At 73.6% G+C, this 23,030-nt stretch carries 21 protein-coding genes and 1 pseudogene; 10 read left to right on the top strand and 12 right to left on the bottom strand.

Annotated features, from left to right (window positions below):
* Positions 1-66: 66 nt before the first annotated feature.
* The 4 genes from aspA (at position 67) to ABZ919_RS18190 (ending at position 5,465) form a co-directional block, all read left to right on the top strand.
* Positions 67-1,479, top strand: a complete 1,413-nt coding sequence (gene aspA, locus ABZ919_RS18205) for an aspartate ammonia-lyase (protein ID WP_361248524.1) — start codon at positions 67-69, stop codon at positions 1,477-1,479.
* Positions 1,480-1,541: 62 nt separating this feature from the next.
* Positions 1,542-2,480, top strand: a complete 939-nt coding sequence (locus ABZ919_RS18200; RefSeq protein ID WP_361248522.1) for a glutaminase — start codon at positions 1,542-1,544, stop codon at positions 2,478-2,480.
* A 193-nt stretch (positions 2,481-2,673) separates the two neighbouring features.
* Positions 2,674-4,077: a polyprenol phosphomannose-dependent alpha 1,6 mannosyltransferase MptB gene (gene mptB, locus ABZ919_RS18195; protein ID WP_361248521.1), complete on the top strand. Its 1,404-nt coding sequence runs from the start codon at positions 2,674-2,676 to the stop codon at positions 4,075-4,077.
* 8 nt (positions 4,078-4,085) lie between these two features.
* Entirely contained in the window at positions 4,086-5,465 is a 1,380-nt protein-coding gene (locus tag ABZ919_RS18190) for a glycosyltransferase 87 family protein (protein ID WP_361248754.1), read from the top strand.
* 11 nt (positions 5,466-5,476) lie between these two features.
* On the opposite strand, the pseudogene ABZ919_RS18185 reads toward ABZ919_RS18190, so the two are convergent.
* Both ABZ919_RS18185 and rho read right to left on the bottom strand, forming a co-directional pair.
* A pseudogene (locus ABZ919_RS18185) lies at positions 5,477-6,220 on the bottom strand (D-alanyl-D-alanine carboxypeptidase); the annotation flags it as partial.
* Between the two features lie 227 nt (positions 6,221-6,447).
* Complete coding sequence (gene rho / locus ABZ919_RS18180) at positions 6,448-7,596, bottom strand: transcription termination factor Rho (RefSeq protein ID WP_361248519.1); 1,149 nt, start codon at positions 7,594-7,596, stop codon at positions 6,448-6,450.
* Positions 7,597-7,937: 341 nt separating this feature from the next.
* Between rho and ABZ919_RS18175 the strand changes: the two genes are divergently transcribed.
* On the top strand, positions 7,938-9,284 hold the full coding sequence (locus ABZ919_RS18175; RefSeq protein WP_361248518.1) for a cytochrome P450: 1,347 nt from the start codon (positions 7,938-7,940) through the stop codon (positions 9,282-9,284).
* Between the two features lie 57 nt (positions 9,285-9,341).
* Here the strand turns inward: ABZ919_RS18175 and ABZ919_RS18170 are convergent, their stop codons facing one another.
* The gene (locus tag ABZ919_RS18170) at positions 9,342-9,740 is read right to left on the bottom strand and encodes a nuclear transport factor 2 family protein (RefSeq protein ID WP_361248517.1); all 399 of its coding nucleotides are present in this window, start codon (positions 9,738-9,740) and stop codon (positions 9,342-9,344) included.
* A gap of 64 nt (positions 9,741-9,804) precedes the next feature.
* Here ABZ919_RS18170 and ABZ919_RS18165 point away from each other — a divergent pair, with 64 nt between their 5' ends.
* Positions 9,805-10,368, top strand: a complete 564-nt coding sequence (locus ABZ919_RS18165; protein WP_361248516.1) for a PadR family transcriptional regulator — start codon at positions 9,805-9,807, stop codon at positions 10,366-10,368.
* Positions 10,369-10,372: 4 nt separating this feature from the next.
* Positions 10,373-11,128: a class I SAM-dependent methyltransferase gene (locus ABZ919_RS18160; RefSeq protein WP_361248514.1), complete on the top strand. Its 756-nt coding sequence runs from the start codon at positions 10,373-10,375 to the stop codon at positions 11,126-11,128.
* Here the strand turns inward: ABZ919_RS18160 and ABZ919_RS18155 are convergent.
* The 6 genes from ABZ919_RS18155 to ABZ919_RS18130 all read right to left on the bottom strand — a co-directional run bounded on the left by ABZ919_RS18155 (position 11,095) and on the right by ABZ919_RS18130 (position 16,850).
* Positions 11,095-11,880: a GntR family transcriptional regulator gene (locus ABZ919_RS18155; protein ID WP_361248512.1), complete on the bottom strand. Its 786-nt coding sequence runs from the start codon at positions 11,878-11,880 to the stop codon at positions 11,095-11,097. The genes ABZ919_RS18160 and ABZ919_RS18155 overlap by 34 nt on opposite strands.
* 131 nt (positions 11,881-12,011) lie before the next feature.
* Positions 12,012-13,178, bottom strand: a complete 1,167-nt coding sequence (locus tag ABZ919_RS18150; protein ID WP_361248510.1) for a serine hydrolase domain-containing protein — start codon at positions 13,176-13,178, stop codon at positions 12,012-12,014.
* Positions 13,179-13,286: 108 nt separating this feature from the next.
* On the bottom strand, positions 13,287-14,255 hold the full coding sequence (locus ABZ919_RS18145; RefSeq protein ID WP_361248509.1) for an acetylxylan esterase: 969 nt from the start codon (positions 14,253-14,255) through the stop codon (positions 13,287-13,289).
* Positions 14,256-14,360: 105 nt separating this feature from the next.
* Positions 14,361-14,945, bottom strand: coding sequence for a hypothetical protein (locus ABZ919_RS18140; RefSeq protein WP_361248507.1), 585 nt, complete (start codon positions 14,943-14,945; stop codon positions 14,361-14,363).
* A gap of 221 nt (positions 14,946-15,166) precedes the next feature.
* Entirely contained in the window at positions 15,167-15,886 is a 720-nt protein-coding gene (locus ABZ919_RS18135) for a ferredoxin reductase (RefSeq protein WP_361248752.1), read from the bottom strand.
* 358 nt (positions 15,887-16,244) lie between these two features.
* Positions 16,245-16,850: a sulfite oxidase-like oxidoreductase gene (locus tag ABZ919_RS18130; RefSeq protein ID WP_361248505.1), complete on the bottom strand. Its 606-nt coding sequence runs from the start codon at positions 16,848-16,850 to the stop codon at positions 16,245-16,247.
* Positions 16,851-17,019: 169 nt separating this feature from the next.
* Here ABZ919_RS18130 and ABZ919_RS18125 point away from each other — a divergent pair, with 169 nt between their 5' ends.
* Both ABZ919_RS18125 and ABZ919_RS18120 read left to right on the top strand, forming a co-directional pair.
* Entirely contained in the window at positions 17,020-17,943 is a 924-nt protein-coding gene (locus ABZ919_RS18125; protein ID WP_361248503.1) for an NADP-dependent oxidoreductase, read from the top strand.
* Entirely contained in the window at positions 17,940-18,668 is a 729-nt protein-coding gene (locus ABZ919_RS18120; protein WP_361248501.1) for a GNAT family N-acetyltransferase, read from the top strand. Before ABZ919_RS18125 ends, ABZ919_RS18120 begins: the two co-directional genes overlap by 4 nt.
* Positions 18,669-18,732: 64 nt before the next feature.
* Here ABZ919_RS18120 and ABZ919_RS18115 read toward each other — a convergent pair whose 3' ends face one another.
* Positions 18,733-19,131, bottom strand: a complete 399-nt coding sequence (locus ABZ919_RS18115) for a MarR family winged helix-turn-helix transcriptional regulator (RefSeq protein WP_361248750.1) — start codon at positions 19,129-19,131, stop codon at positions 18,733-18,735.
* 125 nt (positions 19,132-19,256) lie between these two features.
* Between ABZ919_RS18115 and ABZ919_RS18110 the strand changes: the two genes are divergently transcribed.
* Positions 19,257-20,393, top strand: a complete 1,137-nt coding sequence (locus tag ABZ919_RS18110; RefSeq protein WP_361248499.1) for a hypothetical protein — start codon at positions 19,257-19,259, stop codon at positions 20,391-20,393.
* A 62-nt stretch (positions 20,394-20,455) separates the two neighbouring features.
* Here ABZ919_RS18110 and ABZ919_RS18105 read toward each other — a convergent pair whose 3' ends face one another.
* Together ABZ919_RS18105 and ABZ919_RS18100 are read right to left on the bottom strand one after the other, a co-directional pair.
* Positions 20,456-21,697, bottom strand: coding sequence for a VWA-like domain-containing protein (locus ABZ919_RS18105; RefSeq protein ID WP_361248497.1), 1,242 nt, complete (start codon positions 21,695-21,697; stop codon positions 20,456-20,458).
* Entirely contained in the window at positions 21,697-22,947 is a 1,251-nt protein-coding gene (locus ABZ919_RS18100; RefSeq protein WP_361248496.1) for a MoxR family ATPase, read from the bottom strand. The genes ABZ919_RS18105 and ABZ919_RS18100 overlap by 1 nt, the downstream gene beginning before the upstream one ends.
* Positions 22,948-23,030 lie beyond the last annotated feature (83 nt).

Raw genomic sequence — 23,030 nt, 5'->3', positions numbered from 1 at the left:
GGCCGGTCGCGCAGTTCCCCGCGCCCCTTCCTCCCCCCAGCCCCTCAGAAAGAGGACCGTACCCTCATGACCGCCGCCACCACCCGCAGCGAACACGATCTGCTCGGCGACCGTGACATACCCGCCGACGCCTACTGGGGTGTGCACACCCTGCGGGCGACGGAGAACTTCCCCATCACCGGCACTCCGATCTCCGCCTACCCGCACCTCATCGACGCCCTGGCCGCCGTGAAGGAGGCCGCCGCTCTCGCCAACGAGGAGCTCGGCCTGCTGGCGCCCACGAAGGCGCGTGCGATCGTCGCCGCCTGCCGGGAGATCCGGTCGGGCAAGCTGCACGACCAGTTCGTCGTCGACGTCATCCAGGGCGGCGCCGGCACGTCGACGAACATGAACGCCAACGAGGTCGTCGCCAACCGGGCTCTCGAACTGCTCGGTCACGCCAAGGGCGAGTACGCGTATCTTCACCCCAACGAGGACGTCAACCTCGGTCAGTCGACCAATGACGTCTACCCGACCGCCGTCAAGACGGCGACGGTGTTCGCGGTGCGCGGTCTGCTCAGGGCCATGGCTGTGCTGCAGGACGCGTTCGCGCGCAAGGCCGTCGAGTTCCGTGACGTGCTCAAGATGGGCCGTACGCAGTTGCAGGACGCCGTGCCGATGACGCTCGGTCAGGAGTTCTCCGCATTCGCCGTCATGATCGAGGAGGACCGCAGCCGCCTCGCCGAGGCCGTCGAGTTGATCCATGAGATCAACCTGGGTGCCACCGCCATCGGCACCGGCCTCAACGCACCCGCGGGATACGCCGAGGCCGCCCGCCGCCACCTGTCCGAGATCACCGGTCTGCCGCTGGTCACCGCCGCCAACCTGGTCGAGGCCACCCAGGACTGCGGCGCCTTCGTCCAGGTCTCCGGCGTGCTCAAGCGGATCGCCGTCAAGCTGTCCAAGAGCTGCAACGACCTTCGACTGCTGTCCTCGGGGCCGCGGGCCGGCCTCGGGGAGATCAACCTGCCGCCGGTGCAGGCCGGTTCGTCCATCATGCCGGGCAAGGTCAACCCGGTGATCCCCGAGGTGGTCAACCAGGTCGCGTTCGAGGTCATCGGCAACGACGTCGCCATCACCATGGCCGCCGAGGCCGGACAGCTGCAGCTCAACGCCTTCGAGCCGGTCATCCTGCACTCGCTGTCGGAGTCCGTCACCCACCTCCGCAACGCGTGCGTCACGCTGGCCGAGCGCTGTGTGTCCGGCATCACCGCCAACACCGAGCGGCTGCGCGCCACCGTCGAGAACTCCATCGGTCTGGTCACCGCCCTCAACCCGCACATCGGGTACACGGCCGCCACGGAGATCGCCAAGGAGGCGCTGGCCACCGGCCGGGGTGTGGCGGAACTGGTCCTGGAGAAGGGCCTCCTGCCGGCCGAGAGGCTGGCCGGCCTGCTCCGCCCCGAGGTCGTCGCCGGAAGTGGGGCGCCCGCCGCCTGACCTGGGGTGACGGGCGGACGTCCCCACGCGCGACGAGGCTCCACGGCCGGTCCGGAGGCACAATGGTGATCATGACAACGACGTCGTCCCACACCTTCCTGCCGGTCCTGGAGCGCATCGCCGAGGAGATGGAGCGCACGCCCGGCCGCGGCCGTCCCGCCGACTACATCCCGGCCCTCGCCGCCTGCGATCCCCGCCGCTTCGGCATGGCCGTCGCCGAGCTGGACGGCACCGTGTACGGGGTGGGGGCGTGGCGCGAGCCGTTCTCCGCACAGTCCATCACCAAGGTCTTCACCCTGGCGCTGGACCTGGCCCGCGAGGGCGACGAACTCTGGGAGCACGTGGGCCGCGAGCCGTCCGGCAACCCCTTCAACTCCCTGGTGCAGCTGGAGTACGAGAACGGCATCCCGCGGAATCCTTTCATCAACGCGGGCGCCCTCGTCGTCACCGACCGCCTGCAGACCCGTACCGGAGACGCGGCCGGCGAGCTGCTGGCCTTCCTGCGCGCCGAGAGCGGCAACGCCTGCCTGGACTTCGACAAGGAGGTCGCCGCCTCCGAGACCGCCCACGGCGACCGCAACGCCGCGCTCGCCCACTTCATGGCGTCCTACGGCAACATCGACAACGACGTGCCGACCCTGCTCGACCAGTACTTCCGGCAGTGTTCCGTCAGCGCCTCCTGCGCCGACCTGGCCCTCGCCACCGGCTTCCTCGCCCGGCACGGCATCCGCGCCGACGGCAGCCGGCTGCTCACCCGCAGCCAGGCCAAACAGGTCAATGCGGTGATGCTGACCTGCGGGACGTACGACGCGGCCGGGGACTTCGCCTACCGCGTGGGGCTGCCCGGCAAGAGCGGGGTCGGCGGCGGAATCATCGCGGTCGTGCCGGGCCGGTGCACGCTGTGCGTGTGGAGCCCGGGCCTGGACGAACGCGGCAACTCGGTGGCGGGGGTGGCGGCCCTGGACCGTTTCACGACACTGACGGGCCTTTCGGTGTTCTGAAGGGGGTCACTCTCCGGCGCGGGGAGGAACAACCGACCCGGAGGCGCGGCGAACCGCGCGACCGGCCGGAACGGACCGGCAGCGGCAATCCGACCGGAACACACCACGTACCGGTCACGCGTCGGCCCCCGCCCGGCAGGGCTACCGTCGCCTTCCGGCCACCCGGCGTTGACACGCTGAATCAGTGTTGGCCATGGCATTCCCCGTCGATCTCCGCCGCTGCCAGGTGCTCGGACTGGCCGGTACCGCCTTTCTCGCGCTGGGCGGTGAGACGGCCGGCGCCCTGCCCGTGCAGGATCTCCTGGCCCCTGCCTCGGTGCAGGCGGCGCTCGGCCTCGTCGGGGTGTACTTCGGTGTGGTCCTGCTGATAGCGGCCTGGGTGCTCCTAGGCCGGCTCGTGCGCGGCCCGCAGCCACCCACCCCGCGCGCCCTGCTGCTGGTGCTCGCCGTGTGGACGGCCCCGCTGCTGCTCGCACCGCCGCTGTTCAGCCGGGACGTCTACAGCTACCTCGCCCAGGGCGCCATGGTCGACGCCCACATGGACGTCTACGCCCACGGTCCCGCCCAGCTCGGCGGTCCGCTCGCCGACGAGGTCGCCCCGATGTGGCAGCACACCGGCGCCCCCTACGGCCCCGCCTTCCTCGCCCTCGCATCCGCGCTGTCCGGCCTGACCCGCGGCCAGCTGCCCGCGGGCCTGCTCGGGATGCGGCTGGTTGCCCTGCTCGGCGTGGCCCTCATGGCGGTGGCACTGCCCCGCCTCGCCCGGCACAGCGGCGCCGACCCGGCCGCCGCCCTCTGGCTCGGCGCGCTCAATCCGCTCGTCCTGCTGCACCTGGTCGCGGGCGCCCACAACGACGCCCTGATGCTCGGCCTGCTCGGGCTCGGCCTGGTCGCCGCACGCGGGGAACGGCCGGCCGACGGGGTGCTGGGAGCCGTCCTCGTCACCCTGGCCGCCCTGGTCAAGGCACCGGCCGCGCTCGGCCTGCCGGCGGTCGTGGCCCTCCAGGTCCGTTCCGGCCGGCGCCCGCTGCCGGCCGCTGTGACCGCGGCGGCCGCCTCCGCCGTGACGACGGTCGCCGCCACGGCCGTCGCCGGCACCGGCTATGGCTGGATCGGGGCCCTGGAAACCCCCGTCTCCCCGCACAACTGGGCCCTGACCAGTCTGCTCGGCCGGGCCACCGGCGCGCTGCTGGAACACCTCGGCAGCGGTCTGGCCCCGCTGGCCGTGCCGGCCTGGCATCTGCTGGGCCTCGCGGCCACCGCCGTCGCCGTGGCGCTGATATGGCTCCGGCTACGCGTCAGACCGGTGTACGCGCTCGGTCTCAGCCTGCTGACGATCGCCGTGTTCGGCCCGGCGATCCGCCCCTGGTACGTGCTGTGGGGCCTGTTCCTCATCGCCGCCGCCGCCCCCGACACCTCGGTACGGCACCGGGGCGCGGCCCTGGCGGGCGTGCTCGCCCTCGCCGTACTGCCGAGCGGCGGGCCGGCCGATGCCGGCCAGCTGGTGCTCGCCGTCTCCGGCGGGGTGCTCGGCGTGGTCGTCCTGTGGCAGGCCCACCAGGCGGCCCAGTCCCCGGCAACGGGACGCATGGCGTGAGCGGCCCGCTGCGACCCCGTACGGACCGCGGCCGGGTGCTGCTCGTGCTCGCCCTCGTCACCGCCGTGACGCTCTTCACCGCCACCGTGCCGCTGTTGCGCGGCTTCTTCGACCTGCGCGTCTACTACGGGACCGTGCACACCTGGACGCATCACGGCGGCCGGATCTACGACTACCGGGTGCCGGGCACCTCGTACGGCTTCACCTATCCGCCGTTCGCCGCGGTCGCCATGCTGCCGCTGGCCCTGCTGGGCAGGAACTCGGCGATCGTGGCCTCACTGGTGGTCAACCTGGCCGCGCTGGCGGCGGTTGTGCGGATCCTGGCCGGGCCGGACTGGCGCCGGCACGGCTGGTACCGCTGGTCGCTGTGCCTGTGCCTGCTCGCGCTGTTCGAGCCGCTGCGGGACACCTTCAGCTTCGGCCAGGTCAACCTGGTGCTTCTGGCCCTCGTCCTCGGCGACTGCCTGCTGCTCGCCACCGGCCGGGAGCGGTGGGCGGGCGCCGGCATCGGACTCGCCGCCGCCGTGAAGCTCACACCCGCCCTGTTCATCGGGCTGCTGCTGCTGGCCGGGCGGCGCCGGGCGGCCGGCGTCGCGACGGCCGTCGCCGGCGCGGCGACCGCGCTGGCCGCCTGGGCGGACCCGCGGGCGTCCCGCTTCTACTGGACCGAGGCGCTGTGGGACACCGGCCGGGTGGGACGGCTCGACTATGTGTCGAACCAGTCGCTCCAGGGCGTACTCGCCCGCCTCGGCGAGCCGGGCCGCCCGCTGTGGGCGACGGCCGTGCTGCTGACCCTGTGCGTCTGGGCGTGGCGGACCCGCAAGGCGGTCACGGCCGGCGACTGGACCGCGGCCTTCGCGCTGACCGGGGCGGCGGCCTGCCTGGTCAGCCCCATCACCTGGGTGCACCACCTGGTGTGGCTGCTGCCCTGCTTCGCCGTGCTGCTGCGCGCCGGGCACCGGCGCATCGCGGGTGCCCTGTTCGCGGTGCTGTGCACGAGCGTGGTCTGGCTGTGGTTCGACGACGCCTCCGGCATCGGCGGATTCCTCGGCAGCAACACCTACACCTGGGTCACGCTGGGTCTGCTGCTGGGTCTGCCGACGGGTCAGCCGCGGCGGGCCCGGCTGCCCCTGGCACGCAGCGTCAGCGTCAGCGCGACGGCTCCCGCACCGAGCCCCGCGAACCCCGCGACGGCGGCGGCGTCCGGCCAGCCGGAGCCGTCCGCCGGCGACGCCGCGGCGGCCACCGGTGCGGTCACCGACGGCTGCCGGGGCTTGACGCGCAACCCGTCCAGCGAGCCGACCGGATCCACCCGCCCGGCCGCCGCGAAGCCCCAGTCGAGCAGCTCGCGCGCTTCCTGGTACACCGTGAACCCGCCGCCGGCCTGAGGGTTCATCACGGTGACCACGAGGGTGCGCCCGCCCCGGCGGGCCGCGGCCACGAGGGTGTTGCCCGCTTTACTGGTGTAGCCGTTCTTGATGCCGATCAGTCCCGGGTACTTCTTCACGCCGTCCGCACCGGTCAGCAGCCGGTTGGTGTTCCGGATGCCGTACGACGAGCCGTCACCGGGGAAGTACGCCTCGGCGGTGGAGCAGTAGCGCGCGAAGTCGGGGTTGCGCAGCCCTTCCCGCCCGAAGACCGCGAGGTCGTAGGCGGAGGACACCTGGCCGTCGGCGTCGTAGCCGTCGGGCGAGACGACATGGGTGTCCAGGGCGCCGAGCGTGCGTGCCTTGGCCTGCATCCGCGCCGTCGTCGTCTTCCAGCCGCCGTTGAGCGCGGCGAGTACGTGCACGGCGTCGTTGCCGGAGCTGAGGAAGACACCGCGCCACAGGTCGGCCACCTTGTACGAGAGGCCCCCCTCGACACCGACGAGGCTGCTGCCCGGGCCGATGTCCTCCAGCTCCTCGTCCCGCACGGTGTGCGTCATCCTGGCGGGCAGGGACGGCATCACGGTGACGGCGAACAGCGTCTTCAGGGTGCTCGCGGGCGGCAGCTTGCGGTGCGCGTCGCCCGCGGCCAGCACCGCCCCGCTGCCGGCGTCGGCGACCAGCCAGGACAGCGCCGAGACCGCCGGGACCTCGGGTGCGCCCCGGAGCGGCCGGACCTGGGTGCCGGAGCGGTAGAGCAGGGACGGTTCGGGCATCGTGGTCCCGGGGGCGGGCGGGGCGGGCGCCCCGGCACGGGGTCCCGCGGAGGCGGCCGGTGCGAATGCCAGCACGCTCGCCACGCACAGGGAGCAGACCGACACCGCCGCCCGATGAGAAAATCCTGTGATCATAGGGTCAACGTATGGAGAGAGCCGCCATCGCTCGCGCTGCGAGGGCCGTTCGGCGTACAGGAGCAACCCGGACGCCGGACCCCGCCGTCCTGTCAGCCGGCCGGCAGCGTGGGCCGGATCTGCCGCAGGAACGCCGCGTTGTCCGGGGTGGCCCGCAGCCGCTCCAACAGGGTCTCCAGTCCGGACGGGCCGCCCTCACGGGAGCGCAGCACGCGGCGCAGACCGTGTGTGGCCGCCAACTCTCCTGGAGTGAGGAGGAGTTCCTCGCGGCGGGTGCCGGTGGCATCGAGGTCGACGGCGGGGAAGAGGCGCCGGGCGGCCGCTTCGCGGTCCAGACGCAGCTCCATGTTGCCGGTGCTCTTCAGCTCCTCGAAGAAGTAGCCGTCGGCCCGGGAGCCGGTGTCCACCAGAGCGGTGGCGAGGATGGTCAGCGAGCCGCCCTCCTCCGCCTGACGGGCGGCGCCGAAGAACCGCTTGGGGCCGAGCAGCGCGCCCGCGTCGACGCCACCGCTCAGGGTGCGGCCGCCGGCCGCGGAGGCGTTGTTGTGTGCCCGGCACAGGCGGGTCAGCGAGTCCAGCAGGATCACGACGTCCGCCCCGGCCTCGACCAGGCGCTTGGCCCGCTCGACGACGAGCTCGGCGAGGGCGATGTGATCCTTCGGCGTCCGGTCGAAGGTGGAGGCGTACACCTCCCCCCGCACGGAACGGCGCATCTCGGTGACCTCCTCGGGGCGCTCGTCCAGCAGCAGGACCATCAGCCGGCACTCGGGGTGGTTCCCGGCCACGGCCGCGGCGAGCTGCTGGAGCAGCACCGTCTTGCCGCTCTTCGGCGGTGCCACGACGAGGCCGCGCTGCCCCTTGCCGACCGGCGCGAAGAGATCGGCGACGCGGCCCGCCAACCCGGATGCGGGGTGTTCGAGGCGGATGCGGTCGTGCGGATGGAGCGGGGTGAGGTCGCGGAAGTGGCGCCGGCCGCGCAGCTCTGCCGGGTCGCGGCCGTCGATGCGCGTGACCTCGGTCAGGGTGCGCTGGTCGCCGTGGACACCTTCGACGAGGTCGCCCCTGCGCAGTCCGTGGCGCCGGATCAGGGCCGGCGGGACCAGGGGATCGGCGGGGGAGGGCAGGAGGCTCGCGGTGCGCAGCCGGCCCTTCCCGTGAGCGTCGATGTCGAGGACACCGGTGACGAGCCGGACGGCCGGTGCCTGCCGGACCGTGGGCGGGTGTTCGAGTGTGGTGGTCATGGTGGGTGGTCCTTTCAGGGACGGGACAAGAGCGTGGGAAGGGGGGAGAGGCCGCGAGCGGGAGGCGCTGACAGCTGCCTCGTGCGCGGCGGGAACGGCACCTCGGGTACGACGGGAACGCCCAGGTCACGAGGTGCTGTGGAGAAGAAGCCCCGGCCGGTCGGAAGCCTCGGCCGAGAGGCTGATGGAGAGATGAGCGGCGCCGGCGTCCGGAGAACGGGACACACACACGCGCTGATCGCACTATACCCGTGTGCTCGGTTGCGTCAACATGATGCCGTCCACGTCTGTTCCCGCCCCGGGACCACGTCGCCTCCGCCCGACTCCGAGGAGAAGAACCCGTGCAGACCCCTCCCGCCCGGACCCCGCACCGTCTGGACCCCGCAGGGGGCTGCCCCCATTCCCTCAACGCGCGGCTGCTGGCCGGGGGTGCGGTGGTCCCGGTGGAACTGCCCGGCGGGGTCCCGGGAGCGGCCGTACTCGGGCACGAGGCGCTGAAGGAGTTCCTTCAGCATCCGGAAGTCGCCAAGGACGCTCGCCACTTCACGGACCTGCGGGAGGGCCGGATCCCCGCGGGCTGGCCGCTGCTCACCTTCGCCACGGTCCGGGGCATGACCACCGCCGACGGCGCGGACCACCGGCGGCTGCGGTCCCTGACCAGCCGGGCCTTCACCCCCCGCCGTGTGGAGGAACTGCGTCCCCGGATCGAGCAGTTGACCGCCACGCTCCTGGACGGCCTCTCCCGTGCCGCCGCAGCCGACGGCGTCGCCGACCTACGGCGGCACTTCGCCCTGCCCCTGCCGATGGCGGTCATCTGCGAACTCCTCGGCGTGGACGCGGAGTTCCGGGACCGGCTGCACCACCTCAGCAGCCAGGTCGTCGCCACCGGCATCGGGCCCGCCGAGGCCATCGCCGCCAACCGCGAACTCCTCGCGCTCCTCGGCGAGATCGCGGAGGCCAAGGCTGCCGCGCCCGCCGACGACCTCACCAGCGCGCTCATCGCCGCCCGGGACGAGGGCGGCGACCGGCTCGGCGACCAGGAACTGATCGGCACGCTCCTGCTGATGATCGTCGCCGGGCACGAGACCACGCTCAACCTGATCACCAACGCCGTCCGTGCACTGTGCGCCCACCGGGACCAGCTCGACCTGGTGCGCGCGGGCAGGGCGAGCTGGGCCGACGTCGTGGAGGAGACACTGCGCTGGGACGCACCGGTCAGCTACTTCCCGTTCCGCTACCCGGTCCGCGACCTGACCGTCGCAGGCACGCACATACCCGCCGGCACCCCTGTGCTCGCCGGCTATTCCGCCGCGGGCCGCGACCCGGCCGCCCACGGCCCCGACGCCGACCGCTTCGACGTCACCCGGCCCGCCCGGCCCGGCGCCCCACGCCATCTCTCCCTCGGGCACGGCGCGCACTACTGCCTCGGCGCGCCGCTGGCCCGGCTGGAGGCGGGCATCGCGCTGGAGCGGCTGTTCACCCGCTTCCCGGCCCTCGACCTCGCCGTGGCCGAGGCCGACCTCGCCCCGCACGCGGGTTTCGTCGGCAACAGCGTGCGCACCCTGCCGGTCAGGCTCACACCCGCCGGTGCCCCCGGCGGTCCGCGAGAGAGCCCGGCCGCGTTCGGTGACGCCGACGGCCCGACGGAGACGGACGGCGGGGCCACGCCGGGGCGGCGCAGGGGCTGAGCGCCGGACGACGGCCGTGACGCCCGCGGTCGCCTGACGCCCCGGCCTCGGGCGCGCTCACGCCGAGCGCGCCTCCGCCTCCTTCACGATGTCGTCGAAGCGCGCGCCCATGGCTTCGGCCAGGGCGTGCGCGCCGGAGAGCGGGCGGACCATGACCATCAGCTCGTCGATCAGGCCGTCCTCGTTCACATGCAGGAAGTCGCAGCCGGTCAGCTCGCGTTCGCCCACCCGGGCGGTGAAGACCAGCGCGTGATCGGGCGCGTCCGGCTCGCCGATCTCGCGGACGTACCGGAAGTCCTCGAAGACCTGGGAGACCGCGCGCAGGATCGCCGCGGTGATCGCCTTGCCGGGATACGGCTTGAAGACGACCGGGCTGGTGAAGACGACGTCCTCGGCCAGCAGCGCCTCGACGGCGTCGATGTCCCCGGCCTCGACCGCCGCGCGGAACGCGTGCATCGGATCACCTCAATTAATTGAATAGGTGCGGATGAGATTAATCAACGGCTGTTAACCTGTCCACATGTCGCTCAAGTACGCCGTCCTCGCCGCCCTGCTGGAGGGCGAGGCCTCGGGCTACGAGCTGTCGAAGTCGTTCGACGTCTCGCTCGCGAACTTCTGGCCCGCCACCCCGCAGCAGCTCTACCGGGAACTGGACCGGCTGGCGCAGGACGGGCTCGTCCGGGCCCGGACGGTGCAGCAGGAACGGCGGCCGAACAAGCGGATGTTCACGCTCACCGACGCCGGCCGGGCCGAGCTGGACGCGTTCGCCGCCGAGCCGCCGAAACGGCCCACAGCCATCCGCGACGAACTCCTCATCAAGATCCAGGCGATGGACGGCGGCGACCCGGAGGTCACCCGCGCCCTGATCGAGGAGCGCAGGGGCTGGGCGAGCGGAAAACTCGACCGCTACCGGCGGGTCCGCGACCGCCTCCTGGCCGGCCGGACCGAGGAGGAGTACCTGGGCACCGCCGAACGCATCGGCCCCTACCTCACTCTCATGGCCGGAATCGCCTTCGAGGAGGAGAACCTGCGCTGGTGCGAGCGGGTTCTCGCGGTGCTGACGCGGCGAGTGGCCCTAGGCTGAGAAGATGTTCGGTCCCGAAGGTCCCGGCCTGCGTGAACTCGCCGTGCAGGCGCTGTCGTCCGTCGAGCACGGCTACGATCTGCTCGCCCCGAAGTTCGACCACACCCCCTTCCGGACCCCCGACGAGGTGCTTCGGTCCACGGCGAGGGCACTGGCCCCCCTCGGGCCGTTCGAGGACGGGCTCGACCTGTGCTGCGGCACCGGCGCGGGCGCCGCGGCGCTGACCGGGCTGTGCCGCCGGAGCGTGACCGGAGTCGACTTCAGCGCGGGCATGCTCGACACGGCCCGGCACCGGGTGCGGCCCGCCGACGGGCCCGAGGTCGCCTGGGTGCGTGGCGACGCCCGCGCCCTGCCGTTCACGGCCGCCTTCGATCTCGTCGTCTCCTTCGGCGCCTTCGGCCACTTCCTGCCGCGCGAACTGCCGGGACTGTTCGCCCAGGTCCACTCCGTCCTGCGGCCGGGCGGCCGGTTCGCCTTCCCGGTGCTCGCCCCGCCCCCTCCGAGCCGGGCCGGCTTCTGGATGCTGCTCGGCTTCGACGCGGTGATGCGGGTGCGCAACGCCCTCTGGCGGCCGCCGTTCGTGATGTACTACCGGGCCTTCCGGCTCGGTGACGTGCTGCGGGAACTGCACCGCGCCGGGTTCGGCGTCGACCTGCAGGCCCTGCCCGAGTTCGGGCGCCGCGGCGACGGCAGCCCACGGGCCCGGCTGGTGGTGGCCCGGCGGCCTCAGCCGGCGGCAGCGGGCAGCATGAACTCGTAGACCAGCGCGTCCCGTTCGGCGTCCACCACCAGATCGGTGATCTCCAGCGGCCGGGCGTACTGGTCGTGCACCCGCCGGGTCACCCGCACCGAGTGGCCACCGTCCACCTGAGTGATGGAGTCGCGGTGGTGCAGGGACAGGCCGGCCTTGCGCATCCAGTCGTAGGCCCGGCGCAGCTGCGCCGGCGTGCTGCCGTCGGCCCGGTTCCGGTAGCGGGCCAGCTCCGCGACCTCTGCCAGCGCCACCGCCGAGAACGACGTCACCGCCGTCCGCAGCGACCGGCCGTCGGGCGTCGCCGACCGGTAACGGTGCACCAGCGTCGGCCGCTGCGGAGCCAGCCCCAGCGCCCGCGCGTGCTCCGGTGGTGGAGTCTCCCAGGTCACCGTGGCCCGGTCCACCGCTGTGGGGTCCGCCGAGCGGACGCCCAGCGGAAAGGCCCAGGCGCCCTGTGCCTGGACCGGCCGGGCGGGCAGCGTGGCATGGCTGCCCCTGCGGTCGGTGGCGACCAGACCGCTGCGCCGCAGCAGCTCCAGCGCCTGCCGGACGGTCTCCCGGCTGACGCCGAAGTGCGCCGCCAGGTGCCGTTCTCCCGGGAGTCGTTCGCCCGGCGGAACGGTGCCGTCACGCAGCTCGTCGAGCAGCAGTGCCGCGATCCGTCCGTACAGGGGCCGGTCGTCGCTCGGGTCGTGGTGGTCGCTCCGGTCGGGGTGGTCGCTCCGGTCGGGTTCGTGCGGGGTGGTGGTGCGGGCCATGCCGCGCCCTCCTGTGGTGACAAGTTGTAGTCGTGCGGGCTCGTTGCGCGACCACAATTAGCATTGGTCTAAACCACAAGGGAAGAGCGGCCCGTGGGTTCGGCCGAAACCCACCCGCGCGTTCCCCGCACTCACAGGGCGCTGTACAGGGCTTCGATCAGTGCCGTCTTCCGGGGGTCGTCGGCGATCCGCGGCCCCATCCGGTTCATCACGTACCCCAGCGACACGCCGGCCTCCGGGTCGGCGAGCCCGCACGAACCGCCGAACCCGTCATGACCGAAAGCCCGTGGGTTCGGTCCGTACGACCCCTGCGGACCGCTCAGCCACAGACCGAGCCCCGCCTCGGTCTCGCCGTCGAAGCCCGCGCCCAGCACCAGATCGCGGCAACTGCCCTGGCCCTCTCGCGCCCGCTCCGCCGCCTCGGGCGACAGCAGGCGGCGCCCGCCGTGGGAACCGCGGCCGGCGAGGACGCCGTACAGGGCCGCGACCGCGCGGGCGGTCCCGTGCCCGTTCGCCGCGGGGATCTCGGCCGCCCGCCACTGCGGTGTGTTCGCCTCGGCCGCGCCGACCACCGGATTCGTCAGGGCCGCCAGCGCGGCCGGTGCCAACTGGCTGAAGACCGCCGCCTGCCCACTCCTCGAGGCGGCCGGCGGGTGCACCAGCTCCGCCGCCCGGGACGCCTCCTTCGCCGGCAGCCCGATGGTGAAGTCGGCTTCCAGCGGCCCGGTCACCTCCCGTGCCAGGAAGGCGCCCGGCCGGATCCCGGAGACCCGCCGGATCACCTCGCCGACCAGGTGGCCGTAGGTCAGCGCGTGATACCCCGACCGGGTGCCCGGCTCCCACCAGGGCTCCGCCGCCGCCAGCCGGGCGGTCGTCAGCTCCCAGTCGTATAGGTCCGCCAGGGAGTGCGGCTCCCGCAGCCCGGACAGCCCGGCCCGGTGCGACAGCAGATGCCGTACGAGCACCTTGTCCTTGCCGGCCGCCGCGAACTCGGGCCAGTACGCGGCCACGGGTGCGTCGAAGTCCAGCAGCCCCCGGTCGGCGAGGAGATGTGCGCAGAGGGCCACCGGGCCCTTGGTGGTCGACCACACGTTGACCAGCGTGTCCCGCTCCCACGGCCGGGTGCCGGCCGCGTCCGCCCAGCCGCCCCACAGGTCCAGCACGGTCGTGCCGTCGACGGTCACCGCCACCGCGGCACCCAGCTCGCCCCGCTCCCGGAAGTTCTCCTCGAACGCCTCCCGCACCGCAGCGAAACGCGTGTCGCAGTGGCCGTGGACCTGAGTCTCGTGCGCGGACATGGGACCTCCGTCGTCGGCGGAACTTAAGGCCGCGACGCCGCGACCCGGCTGCACCGAACGTACCGACTGGTCGGACTGGAGGGAAGTGCCCTCACGTCCCCCGTCGCCTCAGGCGTACGACCGCAGCCAGCGCACCTTCTCCGCCTCGTGGAAGGGGCCGCCGCCCTCGTGGTCGTTGAAGTCGTAGACCTCGATCGCCTTGTCCTGGTGCGTCCAGGCGTTGAACGCCGCGTACACGGTCGACGGGGGGCAGGTCTGGTCCTCCAGTGCCACCGAGAACAGTGCAGGGGCCCGGCCGCGCGCCGCGAAGTGCACCCCGTCGAAGTACGACAGTGTGCGCAGCACCTGCGCCGAGCGGCCGCGATGCGTCTTGAGGAACAGGCCTATCTCGCGGTACGGGTGACGGTCCGTCAGAATCGTGGCGCGCGGGAAGTCGCACAGGAACGGCAGGTCCGGCGCCACCGCGACCAGGTCCGGGACCAGGCCGCCGACCGCCAGCGTGATGCCGCCGCCCTGGCTGGCGCCGAGCGCCACGGTCCGCGCCGCGTCGGTCAGCGGGTGCGAGCGGGCGGCCTCCACGGCGCGTACGGCGTCCGTGAACACCCGGCGGTAGTAGTAGTTCTCCGGTGCGTCTATGCCGCGCGTCATGAATCCGGGGTACGCCGGCGCCGCGCCCACCGGGTCCGCCGTGCCGCCCCCGCCGCCCCAGGTGCTGCCCTGGCCGCGGGTGTCCATCACGAAGTGCGCCCGGCCCGTCGACGCCCAGAGCAGATGCTCGTGCGGCAGCCCGCGCCCGCCGCCGTAGCCGATGAACTCCACGACCAGCGGCAGCGGTTCGCCGGCCGCGGCCGGCAGCCGCAACCAGCCCTTGACCGGGTGGCCGCCGAACCCGGCGAACGTCACGTCGTACACCTGGACCGTCGACAGCCCCGTGTCCACCGGCTCGAAGCGGGCGTCCAGCGGGTGCTCGCGGGCCTCCTCGAGCGTCTTGGCCCAGAACGCGTCGAAGTCCTCGGGTTCGGTGGACTCGCTTCGGTGCGCACGGAGTTCGTCGAGAGGGAGGTCGAACAGGGCCATCTGCAACCGCCTTGGTGAACGGAGACCGCGTCGGCCCACCGTACGTGGGTGACCGAGCACTGACCAGGAAGCGTCCGCTTCCTCGAGCGGCCCCTCACCTGCTCGTCATGTCCGGGGCTGGGTCCACCTCGGTCCGGTCCGCGCCCACTCACGCTCCCACTCCGCGAGCCGGTGGCGCAGGGCGATCCTGCGCTCGACGGCGTGCCCGAGGAGCACCACGGCCGCCGTACCAGCCGCGGCGCACAGCCCGGCCATCACCGCGTGCTGCAGGACGGCCGCGTCGTCCGGCGGCGGCGCGACACCGCGGCCCCGGGCGTCGAACCACACGGAGACCGTGTCCCCGGTCCGGGTCCCCGCCGGCACCCGGACCCAGGCCGTACGGGCCGCCTTGCCCGGCTCGCTCCAGCGGACCTCGGCGCGGTACGGGCGCGCCCGGCCGACCTGCTCGGAGGACAGCCGCTCGGGCGGGTCACCGATCACCTGCGCGCTCACCTCGTGGCGCTCGGCCCGCTGGGAGGCGGCGAGACTCCGGGCCGCGTCATGCGCGCGCAGGCCCGCGGCCACGCCGACCAGAGGCGTGACGACGAACAGCAGGACGGCGACGATCAGCACCGTCCACGCCTCCACGACATCCGAGCGGCGCCTGAGCGGATTGCGCTGCCAACGCCAACCACGCAGCCCGGTACGCATGTCCACCTCCTCGCACCGCCGGGGCCGGAGCGCCGGGGAGGCCGGGCCACGGACCCGTCGCACCCCCGCCGCTCACGCGCACGAGCGTCCACACCCGTCTCGTACCCCGTACGGAGCACCTCGCTCACGCCGCGAACCGCGAGTTCAAGCCCATATGGAGCTCGGAACGCGCCATGCGCCCCGCACTCGCGCGACCGGCCCCGGCACGCGACCCGGGTGGATCAGCCGAAGCGCTCGATGCGGATCCGGTCCACCGGCTGGCCCGCCGCGACCAGCAGCCGGGACGCGTGCTCGGCGAACCCGTTGGACCCGCACACATAGGCCTCCCAGCCCCCGGGAGGCCGCGTGGCCAGGAGCGGCGCCACATGTGCGGCCGCAAGACGTCCCACCGGTACACCCTGCGGGGCGCTGCGGGTGAACACCGGCGTCGTCTCCGCGCCCAGCTCGGCCGCGTAGATCAGCTCCTCGGGGCTGCGCGCGGACACCAGCATGCGCAGCGGGACCGTGAGACCGCGCCGCCGGTGGTGCCGCAGCATCGACATCAGCGGGACGATCCCCGAACCCGCGCCCAGCAGCAGCGCGGGCCGGTCGCCCGGCCAGGCGAAGAACCCGCTCAGCGGCCCGCGGACCTCCACCGTGTCACCGGGGCGGGCGACGGTGTGGAACCAGCCGGAGACCTCGCCGTCCGGCACGTGGTCCAAGGTCAGCTCGACGTGCCCGGAGTCGTCCGGCGCCGACGCGATCGAGTAGTGGCGCTGCGCCGCGTAGCCGTCCGCCGCGGTCAGCCGCAGCAACAGGTGCTGGCCGGGCAGATGTCCCGCCCAACGCGGCACCGCCAGCCGGAAGGTGGCCGCGTGCGGCGTCTCGCGCCGGATCTCCGTCAGCGTGGCGGTCTGCCACACCGCCGCCACCTGCTCGCTCACCGCGATCCGCCCGGGCACCGCGAACCGCCCGGCACGACCGGCGGGTCCGCCTGCGGGGGCTGCGGGGGCTGCGGCGGGAGCGACCGGAGCGGGGGAGGCGGAGGGGAGGGGGGCCGCGCCTGGAGCGGGAGTCGCCGTGTCCGGAGCGTCGGCGCGGGGGTTCGTGTGCGGGAGGGCGGCGTGAGTGGACGGTTCCAGCGGCGCGGCAAGGACCGTCGGTCCCGGTTCCGGGAGTGCGTCCGGCACCGTCGGCTCCGGGGCCGTGGTGGCGGCTCTCGGTTCCGGGCCCGCGGTGCGGATGTCTTTCGCCGGGAGACCGGCGTGGGTGTTGCCTTCCGCGCTCGTGGCGTCGGTGGCTGCGTTCGTCGTTGCCGTGTCAGTCACCGGAGTACCGCTGCTCCTCCCAGGGGTTGCCGCGCTCGTGGTAGCCGTTGGCCTCCCAGAAGCCCGGCTCGTCGTGGTCGAGGAGCGTGAGGCCCGCGATCCACTTGGCGCTCTTCCAGAAGTAGAGGTGGGGCACCAGCAGCCGCGCCGGGCCGCCGTGCTCGGCCGGCAGAGGCTCGCCGTCGTACTCCCAGACGATCCAGGCCCGCCCGTCGGTGAGGTCGGCGAGCGGCAGATTGGTGGTGTAGCCGGTGTGGGAGCGGGCGATCACATGGGTGGCGGACACACGGGGCCGCGCCACCTGGAAGAACGCGTCCAGCGAGACACCGCCGAAGCGCACGCCGAACTTCGACCAGCCGGTCACGCAGTGGATGTCGCCGTCGTACGCCGACGCCGGCAGCGCGTGTGCCGTGTCCCAGTCCCAGGTGCGCGGCCGCTCGACCAGGCCGTCGATCCGGAAGGACCAGTCGGACGGCGCGAGGTCGGGGGTGACCTCGGCGGACAGGACGGGCCAGTCCTCGCCCGCGTCGTACTGCCCGGGCGGCAACCCGGGGTTGTGGACGCGCGGGCGGCCCGTGAAGCCTCGCGTGACATTCATCCTTCAACCGTACGCTGTCGCTCCGAGTGCTCCGCCCCTGGTCACCGACCGCGCCCGCGCGGCCGTACGCTCTCTTTCGGACCAGGGGAACGACTCCGCGGCGCTTCTCCTTTGCGCACGATGCCGGCACCGGTACACCGGTGACAGCGCGAGAGAAGCGAGGAAGAGCATGCCCAAGGCGTACGTCTACACGCGGCACGGTGGAGCGGAGACCGAGGCGCTGATCGAACTGGACCGGCCGAGACCGGGTCCCGGCGAGATCCTGATCGCGGTCCGCGCGGCGGGAGTGAACCCGGTCGACTGGAAGCTGCGCCAGGGCCGCGTCCGCTCCGCCGCGGGCGAGGGCGGGTTTCCCACGGTCTTCGGCAGCGAGGCCGCCGGCGTCGTGGAGGAGGTCGGCGCCGGGGTCACGGGCTTCGCCGCCGGCGACGAGGTGTTCGGCAGCACCGCCCACGGCGGCTACGCCGAGTTCGCCCTGCTGACCGCCGGGGTGAGCGCCCACAAGCCCGCCGCACTGTCCTTCCGTGACGCGGCCACCTTCCCGGTCGCCGCCGCCACCGCCTACGACGGTGTCCGCCAGCTGGGCCTCCCCGGGGGCTCTACGCTGCTGGTGACGGGGGCGGGCGGCGGCGTGGGCAGCGCCGCCGTGCAGATCGCCCGCGCCTTCGGGCTGCGGGTCGTGGGCGTGGCGAGCGAGGGCAAGAAGGACTTCGTGGAGTCGCTCGGCGCCGTGCACGTGCCTTCCGGGCCCGAACTGGCCGAGCGGGTGCGGGCCGCCGCGCCGGACGGCATCGACGGGGTGTACGACCTGGTGGGCGGCCCGGTGCTCGGTGAGGCCGCCGAGGTGCTGAAGGACCGGAGCAAACTGGTCACCGCCGGCTCTCCCCCCGAGGCCGTCGCCGCGCTGGGCGGCGACCGCGTCCAGCGGGCCCGCACCGCCGCCGTCCTGGACGCGGTGGCCGACCTCGCCGTGCGCGGCCTGCTGAAGGCGCACGTCACGCGCACCTTTCCGCTGGAGCGGGCCGGTCAGGCGCTGCGCGCGGTCGAGGAGGGGCACACCCTCGGCAAGATCGTGATCGAGGTCACCGGATGAGCCTCATAACCGGTCCGGGCGTCGGCGACCCGGCCGCCGACGACGCCCCGCACGTCCTCGACAACCCCGCCCTCGCCTCGCTGACCGGCCCGCACGCTCACTTCGCCGAGCGCCGGGGCCGGGTGCTGCGCTATCCCGTCGACGTCTCTCCGTGGCTGGCGCTGCCCGACGAACCGGACGCACGGGACTGGGCCGATGTGGCCGAGCTGGCCGGTCCCGGCGCGGAGATCCCGCTGGCGGGATACTGCGGTGAGGTGCCGGACGCCTGGGAGATCACGTTTCGGGTGGACGGGGTGCAGCTCGTGGACGACGGCCTCGCCGCAGCGCCGGACGCGGAGGCGGTCCGCCTCGGGCCGGCGGACGTACCCGAGATGCTCGACCTCGTGGCCCGCACCCGGCCCGGGCCGTTCCTGCCGCGCACCGTCGAACTCGGCACCTACCTCGGCATCCGCCGGGGCGGAGCGCTGGTCGCCATGGCGGGGGAGCGGCTGCACCCGCCGGGCTGGACCGAGATCAGCGCGGTCTGCACCGACCCCGCCGTCCGCGGCGAGGGCCTCGCGACCCGGCTGATCCGCGCGGTCGCACACGGCATCCGCGAGCGCGGCGAGACGCCGTTCCTGCACACGAGCGCCCGGAGCACGGGTGCCATCCGGCTGTACGAGTCGCTGGGCTTCCGGCTGCGCCGCTCCACGGCGTTCCTCGCGGCCCGGCCCCGGCGCGGCTGACCGGCGGACGGGCCGCGGAACCGGCCGGAGTGAGCGGCGGCGGACACGCGAGGGCGGAAGGGGGTCAGTCGGCCCCGGTCCCGCCCGGATCCGCGTTGTACCGCTCCAGGTAGGCCGCGAAGCGGACCAGGTCCTGCTCCGGCCAGTCCGCGAGCCGCTCGCGGAACGCGGCCCGGCGGCTGCGGGTGACCTGGGCGAGGATGTCCCGGCCCGCCGCCGTCAGATGCAGTACCTGGACCCGGTGGTCCTCCGGGTCCAGGCGGCGTTCGATCAGCCCGGACCGCTCCAGCGCGGCAACCTGACGGCTGACCGTGGACTTGTCCAGCGCGTAGTGCGCCGCCAGATCCGTGGCCCGGCAGCCGTCGCGCTCCTCCAGATGGCCGAGCAGGGTGTACGACACCAGCGACAGCTCGGGGTGCATACGGCCCGCCGAGGCTCGGGCCCGGCGGGCGAAGATGGTCATCTCGCGCTGGATCGTCTCGACGGCCGACTCCGCTGTGCTCACGGGAATACCTCCTCCGGCGCTCTAGTTGTATAGTACAACTTGATCGGAAGTTGTATAAGCCAACCTTCTGGAGGACGCGCGCAATGAGGTCACCGGCACTGCGCCATGTGCTCACGCACTTGATCACCCCGCTGCTGATGTGCATAGGCATGGGGCTCGCGTACATGGGGGCCTTCGTGACCCCGGAACCGCACCACCTGCCCGTCGCCGTCGTCGGCAGCACCCCGCAGGTCAAGGTCTTCGCCCAGACGGTCAAGGACACCGCCGGGGACAAGCTCGACGTACGCACCGTCGCCTCCCGCGCCGACGCCGTCCGCCTGCTCGAGTCCCGCGATGTCACCGGCGCCTACGTGCCGAGCGCCGAGGCGCCCGAACTGCTGGTGGCGAGCGCCGCCTCCGACATGGGCGCGACGGCCGTCGAGAGGGTCTTCACGCCGGTCGCCGCCGAGGAAGGTGTCCCGCTCAAGGTCACCGACGTGGCCGAGCCGGTCGCCGACGACCCCACCGGTCAGGGCCTGTTCTTCCTGCTGATCGCCCTCAGCATCGGCTCCTACGCCTCGGTCGCCGCCCTCGGTGCCGCGGGCGCCGCCCTGTCGATGCGGGTACGGGCGCTGCTCACGCTCGGTGTCTCCGCCGCGGTCAGCGGCATCGGAGCGCTGCTCGCCGGACCGGTGTTCCACCTCGCCCACCACGACCTCGCGGGCGTGTGGGGCATGGCCTGGCTGTACTCGGCCGGCATCCTGTTCATCGGCGTCGGCCTGCACACCTTCCTCAAGCGCTGGACCACGCTCACGATGATGGTGCTCTTCGTGATGCTCAACTTCACCAGCTCCGGCGGGTTGTTCCGCCCCGAGCTGCAGAACGGCTTCTTCGGCACCCTGCACGCCTTCTGGAACGGCGCCGGCTTCGTCGAGGGCGTCCGCAGCCTGCTCTACTTCGGCGGCGACGGCCTCGCCCGCAACGTTGCGACCCTCGTGGTCTGGCTCCTGGTGGGCCTCGTGGTGACCGGGATCGCGGCGCTGTACGAGCGGCCCCGGCAGGCCCGGCACGCGGCCGGCCACCCCGGCACCGCGGCCGAAGGGGCATCCGTCCCCGCCCCGGTACCGACCGGGCGCGAGGCGGCCCGCGCAGTCGAGGCGGCGCGAGCAGGCGAGGACAAGGCCGAAAAGACGGCCGAGGAAGAGATCGAGGAAGAGATCGAGGAGACGGTCGGCGTCTGACCCGATACCGGCCCGCGCACAGGGAGCGTGCCCGTCGGCGGGCGGAGCTCCCTGCCGGCGTCTCAGCCGCCCGCCGGCCCGATGGTCACCACCCGCGCCCACGCCGGCGGCACGTCCGGTCGGTAGCCCGGATCGTCCTCGTCGTACGACCCGCCGGACCGCGGGAACAGTCCCACCACGGTCCGGCAGGACGGCCGTTCGGCCGGCCACGGCGTCTGACCGTCGGTCAGCACCACCACCGCGTCGGGCCGGCCGCGCAACGCCCGCGCGAACCCGGTGCGCAGATCTGTCCCGCCCCCGCCCACCAGCTCGATGCCCTCCGTCCGGCACAACGGCTTGACGGTCCGGGCCGCGGCGTCGCAGGACAGCACGGAGACCAGGTCGCGCCGGCCGCCCACGGCCCGGCAGATCGCGGCCACCTCCAGCAGGGCGCTGCCCAGTTCGGCGTCGCTCACCGACCCCGAGGTGTCGATGACGACGCACACCCGAGGCGGCCTGCGGCGCAGACTCGGCAGGACGACGCCGGGCAGCACGGCCGAACGCCGGGCCGGCCGGCCGTAGCTGTAGTCCTCGCCCGCCCCCGCAGCGGAGACCGCCGAGCGCAGCGCCGCCCCCAGCAACCGCCGCCACGGCTGCGGCGGATGGAACACCTCCTCCGCCCACCGACGCCAGCCCCGCGGGGCGCTGCCCGGGCGGCCCCTGATGCCCTGCGCCACCCGGAACCGGATCGCGTCGCGCTCCTGCTCGCTCAGCCCGTGGGCGCCGTCCGGACCCAGCTCCCAGGCCCGGTCCAGCCCGTCGGCGCCGCTGCCGCAGTCCAGCCAGGCCAGCCGCTGAAGCCGTGGCCCGAGCCGGAACTGCCGCAGGTAGTCCTCCATCAGCTCGCCCGCGTTCAGTCCCAGCTTCCCCGGCGTCACGGCGTCTTCGGGCAACGCCAGCCCGTCGCCGTACACGTCGTCGTTGATCTCGCAGTCGGCGGCGATGTTCATCCGCAGCCGCTCCGCGGAACCGGTCAGCCGGTGCTCGCGGGCGAAGCGGTCGCCGCGCCCGTGGTGGTCGCGCAGCAGGTGCGCCACCTCGTGCACCCACACCGCCGCCAGTTCCACCACCGGTGTGCGGTCCACGAACGCCGGTGAGACATAACACCGCCAGTACCGGTCGACCCCCATCGTCGGCACCTGCCGCGACTCCACCGGCCGCAGCGCGAACAGCGCCGTCGCCAGGTACGGCCGGACGCGGGCCGCGTGCAGCCGCGCCGCGAACAGCTTGCCGAGGTCCAGCGCCCCGGGCGTGTCCGCGGTCATCAGCGCGCACCGGGGGTCCCCCCGGCCCGCCGGGCGGCCTCGTCGGCCCGCCGGGACAGCGACACCACCCCGGCGAGCTGCTCGATCGCCGCCGGCACGTCCCAGTCCTCCCGGCGCAGGGAGGCCAGGGTGGTCGCCGGCACGACCACCACGTCGGGTGCCCCGGTCCGCATCGCCCGCACCAGCAACGCCCAGGCCGCGTCCCAGCGGGCCCGCTCCGGTCGCCTGCGGACCGCGTCCACCACCCCGTCCAGCACGGCCTGCCGCAGATCCCCGCGCTCGGGCAGGCCGGCCCCCTCGGGGTCGGCGAGCAGCTCCTCCGGATCCGGCAGGTCCATCCGGTCCAGGCTCGCCAGCAACTCGAGCCCGGGGCCGTCCCCCACGGTGCCGCGGACCAGGAGCGACAGCACGTCCCGCGACGACCCGGAGGCGTGCGCGAAGGCGACCAGCCGCAGGGTCGCCTCCCAGCTCCGGGGCGACGGCCACGCGCCGCCCCGGTTGCTCTCGCCGTTCGGGAGCCGGTGCACCAGCGCCGGCCGTGCGACGAGGAAGTCGCACACCGCGCGCCGGGCGAAGGCCACGGCCCCGGTCAGCCGCTCGGGGTCCAGTCGGGGCAGGGTCGCCCGGGGCCAGGTCCCGCCGAGACCCCGTACGACGACGTCGTGGTCGTGGGCCCACTGCAGATGCACGAACCGGTTGGCCAGCGGCGGACTCAGCTCCCAGCCGTCGGCAGCCGAGGAGCGCGGATTGGCGGCGGCCACGATCCGTACCCCGGGTGGCAGCCGCAGGGCGCCGATCCGCCGCTCCAGCACGAGCCGCAGCAGGGCCGCCTGCACCGCGGGGGGAGCGGTGGACAGCTCGTCGAGGAACAGCAGTCCCCGCCCGGTCCGTACGAGCCGTACCGCCCAGTCCGGCGGGGCCATGGGGACGCCCTGCACCGCCGGATCGTCTCCCACGACCGGCAGGCCCGAGAAGTCGGACGGCTCGTGGACGCTCGCGATCACGGTCGTGAGCGGCAGGTCCAGGGCGGTGGCGAGCTGGGTGAGCGCCGCCGTCTTGCCGATGCCGGGCTCGCCCCACAGCAGCACCGGGAGATCGGCGGCCACGGCCAAGGTCAGTGCCTCCAGCTGGATGTCGGAACGCGGTTCGGTGGCCGTGTCGCCGAGCAGCGCCGACAGAGCGTCGGCAACGGCGAGTCGGGAGGCCATCGGCCGGTCTGCGGGCAGGGTCGCGGAGTCGTTCGAGGTCATGAGGAATCACCTGGGTGTGAAGTCGGCGGTGGAAAAGGGCGGTTCGGAAGGGAAAGGCGGAAGGGAAAGGCGGAGGAGACAGG

It is taken from the genome of Streptomyces sp. NPDC046759, assembly GCF_040645475.1.
In the GTDB taxonomy this organism is placed as follows: domain Bacteria; phylum Actinomycetota; class Actinomycetes; order Streptomycetales; family Streptomycetaceae; genus Streptomyces.
Note: the sequence above shows the minus strand (reverse complement) of the source record. Positions and strands in the feature narration are given on the sequence as shown.